This window comes from Microcoleus sp. PH2017_28_MFU_U_A, assembly GCF_020738035.1.
In the GTDB taxonomy this organism is placed as follows: Bacteria; Cyanobacteriota; Cyanobacteriia; order Cyanobacteriales; family Microcoleaceae; genus Microcoleus.
In genome coordinates, this window is the sequence record NZ_JAEQCX010000130.1 from 1 (window position 1) to 627 (window position 627).

The window sequence follows — 627 nt, forward strand, 5'->3', positions numbered from 1 at the left end:
AAATTCAACGGATTTCCCAGCTTTCCCTCTCACGGAGCGGGCGGATCTGTGGTTGCGTTAAACTTACTATTCTGTCGGGAATACTATGTTCTTTCTTTTCGTACATTAACAACTGTTGGCGGTAGACTTCTGTAACTACTAACAGCATTCTATAATGAGATTTGGTTAATAACTGTAGCTCACCCATTCGCTCTATACTAGCCAAATTTATTTGGATGTATTGCAGTTGTTTTTTAATGGCTTTTCTTCTTGATTTTCGTCGTAGCTTTTTTATTTTGCTATGGTTAGGTATTCTTTTCTGGCTCTGTTTCGATATGTCAAGAGGCTTTTTTTTACGGGTGATTTAGTTTAATTGTGTAGACTATCTATGATTTTTTCAGTATGTTCTCGGGCTTGATTTAATAGTCCTAAGTCGGTCGGATATTTAATATCGGCTGGCGCACAGGTTGCATCTAATATTAATTTTCCTTGATTTTTGGGTTCACTCCAATCTGATTACTTTTTTTCTACTTCTTCTCCTGGTACTTTGGTCTGGTCTTTGACCATTTTTTCATTGATTTTATTTCCTCGGGTTGACTCCTATTCTTTGCCGAAAATAAACGAACATGGATGAGTCGAATGGTCTAG